Source organism: Micrococcus sp. HMSC31B01 (assembly GCF_001816085.1).
GTDB classification, from domain to species: Bacteria; Actinomycetota; Actinomycetes; order Actinomycetales; family Micrococcaceae; genus Micrococcus; species Micrococcus luteus.
Window position 1 is genome coordinate 1 of sequence record NZ_KV825348.1, and the last position, 3032, is coordinate 3032.

Annotated in this window: 3 protein-coding genes and 1 pseudogene; 3 read left to right on the forward strand and 1 reads right to left on the reverse strand. The window is 74.2% G+C overall.

Annotation, left to right across the window (positions count from 1 at the left end):
* A partial coding sequence (locus tag HMPREF3105_RS10630; RefSeq protein WP_083325337.1) for a threonine/serine exporter family protein occupies positions 1 to 1528 on the forward strand: 1528 nt, incomplete at its 5' end.
* Positions 1529 to 1541: 13 nt separating this feature from the next.
* Here HMPREF3105_RS10630 and HMPREF3105_RS10635 read toward each other — a convergent pair.
* Positions 1542 to 2219: a uracil-DNA glycosylase gene (locus HMPREF3105_RS10635; RefSeq protein ID WP_070709562.1), complete on the reverse strand. Its 678-nt coding sequence runs from the start codon at positions 2217 to 2219 to the stop codon at positions 1542 to 1544.
* Between the two features lie 36 nt (positions 2220 to 2255).
* Here HMPREF3105_RS10635 and HMPREF3105_RS10640 point away from each other — a divergent pair, with 36 nt between their 5' ends.
* Both HMPREF3105_RS10640 and HMPREF3105_RS10645 read left to right on the forward strand, forming a co-directional pair.
* On the forward strand, positions 2256 to 2600 hold the full coding sequence (locus tag HMPREF3105_RS10640; RefSeq protein WP_070709563.1) for a DUF3263 domain-containing protein: 345 nt from the start codon (positions 2256 to 2258) through the stop codon (positions 2598 to 2600).
* 3 nt (positions 2601 to 2603) lie between these two features.
* Positions 2604 to 3032 (forward strand): annotated as a pseudogene (locus tag HMPREF3105_RS10645) (LytR family transcriptional regulator); the annotation flags it as partial.

Below are 3032 nucleotides of genomic sequence, written 5' to 3' on the forward strand. Positions count from 1 at the left end.
GGAGGCCGACGGCGCCCTGCCCGCCCCGGACGTGATCCCCGCGCCGGACATCACCGTCCCGGACCCGGTGGTCCCCGTGGGCCCGCCCGAGAAGCGCGGGCGTCGGCGCGGCCGGCGCTCCCGCGAGGTCTTCGTCGAGAACCTGCCGACGCAGGCGCTCGTGCTGGCCGACCGCCTGCACTCCTCGCCGTACGGGCGCCGCATGCGCTCCACGCTGCAGCAGCGCCGCGCGGAGGCGCAGGCCCTCGAGGCCCGCACGACCCTGGACTTCGCGCTCAAGCTGGGCGAGACGATGTTCAGCTTCGGCGCGGCTTCGCTGGACGTGGAGACCTCGATCATCGTGGCCACGCAGGCCTACGGGATCCTCGAGACCGAGGTGGACCTGACCAACCAGTCCATCTCCCTGAACTACGCGCCCGACTCCTCACGCGGCGAGGCCCCGTTCACCCTCCAGCGGGTGGTCCGCTCGTCCTCGGTGAACTTCGAGGGGCTCGTGGCCGTCCACCGGCTGGTCGAGGAGATCGCCGCGGGCGAGGTGGACCGGGCCGAGGCCCAGCGCCGGCTCGTGGAGATCCGGCATCAGCCCAAGCCGTTCCCCGCCGTCTTCGAGGTCCTCTTCTCCGGCGTGTTCGTGGCCTGCTTCGTGCCGTTCATCGGGGGGACCTGGACGGGCGCGGCCCTGGGCATGGTCTCCACCTGGCTGGTCTTCTGGCTCAAGGTCCAGGCGGACAAGGCGCGCTTCCCGGAGATCTTCTCCACCATGTTCGGGGCGATCACGGCCACGGTGATCGCGCTGATGGCCCACGCCCTCGACCTGCCGGTCAACCCCGCGCTGGTGATCGCCGGCGGCATCATGATGCTCCTGCCCACGGCGAGGTTCGTCACCGCGGTGCAGGACGCCATCCACGGCTTCCCGGTGACCGCCGCGGGCCGCTTCCTCTCCGCGCTGCTCGTGTTCGCCGGGGTGATGGCCGGGATCATGATCGCCGTGGGCATCGGGGATCTCGTGGGATTCGAACAGCTGGACCTGGCCGAGGCGGGGACGCTGAGCTATCCGCCGCTGCTGCTGCTGGGCCTCGTGATGGCCGCGGGCATGGCGGACGCGGTGGTGGAGCAGTCGCGGTGGCCGCAGATCCTGGCCTGCGGTCTCGTGTCCGGGGCCGGCTTCGGCGCGTACCTGGCAGCGCAGCAGATCGGGGTCAGTGACCGGCTGGTGCCCGCGGTCGCCGCGGCGGCGGTCGGGTTCCTCGGCCGCCTGGTGGCCCAGCGGCTCGCGGCCCCGGCGCTCGTGATCGTCCTGCCGTCCATGCTGTTCCTGCTTCCCGGACTCACCATGTTCCGGTCCGTCTACGGGTTCACCGTGGAGACCGGGGCCACGCTGCTGGGCGTCGAGGGACTGTTCAACGCCGCGGTCATCGTCGTGGCGATCGCGGCCGGCGTCGCCTTCGGCAACACCCTGGCCAAGCCGATCACCGACCGGATGGGCACGCTGCTGCCCACCGAGCTCGTGATGCACCAGCGCGGCTGACCGGCGGCCCGGCTCAGTCGGGCAGGCGCCAGTCCACCGGCTCCGCGCCGGCCGCCTCGAGGAGCCGGTTCACCCGGCTGAACGGCCGGGAGCCGAAGAACCCGCGGTGGGCGCTCAGGGGCGAGGGATGCGGGGACTCCACGACGCCGGCCCCCGCCGCCGTCAGCAGCGGCGCCATGCGCCGCGCGTCGGCTCCCCACAGCAGCCCCACGAGCGGGGTGCCGCGCGCACAGAGGGCCCGCACCGCGGCCTCCGTGATCTGCTCCCAGCCGAGGCCGCGGTGGCTGCCGGGTGCGCCGGCCCGCACGCTGAGGGCGCGGTTCAGCAGCAGCACGCCCTGGTCCGTCCACGCGGAGAGGTCGCCGTGGGCGGGCGGGGTGATGCCGAGGTCGTCGTGCAGCTCCCGGTGGATGTTGGCCAGGGAGCGGGGCAGCGGCCGCACGTGGCGGTCCACCGCGAAGCTCAGGCCGATCGGATGGCCCGGCGTCGGGTAGGGGTCCTGGCCCAGCACGAGGACGCGGACGTCCGCGAACGGCTGACGGAACGCCCGCAGGATGTGCTCCGGCGCCGGCAGCACCTGCTCTCCGGCCGCCCGGCGGGCACGCAGGGCCTCGCCGACCTGCTCGAACGCGGCGGCCTGCGGGGCGAGGGCCGCCTCCCAGCCCGGATCCAGGGGCGCGATGAACTCCATGCCCCGAGGGTAGACCGGGTGGGTACAGTGGCCGCCATGTCCCACCCCACGCCCGTCTCGCCCGATCCGGCCCCGGACGAGGGTGCCGACGCGCGGCCACGGCGGGACGAGCTGACGGACCTGGAGCGTGCGGTCCTGGACCTGGAGGCCGCCACCTGGCGGTACGGCGGGGCCAAGGACCACGCCGTCCGAGAGCGTCTGGGGCTGCCTCCGACCGCCTATTATCAGGTGTTGAACGGATTGCTGGACCGTGAGGCCGCCCTGGCCTACCGACCCCTGCTGGTCACGCGGCTGCTGCGCAAGCGCGGCACCCGCAGCCGGGCCCGGAGGGGACCCGCGGATCCGGCGCCGTCCACGCCCGCTTCCCGCCAGGAGAACTGACCCATGGCCTACCAGCCCGACCGCTTCGACGAGGTCCCCGAGTACACGGACCAGCGCGGCGCGCACCGCGAGTCCTTCGCCGCTGCCGGCGCGACCGCCGCGGGCGGGGGTCGCCGCCTGAGCCCGCTGCTCTGGGTGGCCGGCCTCGTCCTGCTCGCCGGCCTGTTCGTGGGCGTCGTCCTGCCGTGGCTCACCGGCGACCGCTCCGAGCCCGTCGCCGCCGAGAGCTCGACGACGGCCCCGGCGGTCGAGCCGTCGCCGTCGACGTCGACGTCGGCGTCGTCCGAGTCCTCCTCGGCGTCCTCCGCGTCGGCGTCGACTGCATCCGCGACCGAGTCCGCCACCCCGTCCGAGGACACGGCGGAGGCGTCCCGTTCCGCGGCTGCGGCCGCGGCTGAGTCCTCGCGGGTGGCGCAGGAGGCGGCCGCCGCA

Coding starts and splice junctions, on each gene's coding strand:
- HMPREF3105_RS10635 (WP_070709562.1), bottom strand. CDS start 2,219: ATGGAGTTCATCGCGCCCCTGGATCCGGGCTGGGAGGCGGCCCTCGCC.
- HMPREF3105_RS10640 (WP_070709563.1), top strand. CDS start 2,256: ATGTCCCACCCCACGCCCGTCTCGCCCGATCCGGCCCCGGACGAGGGT.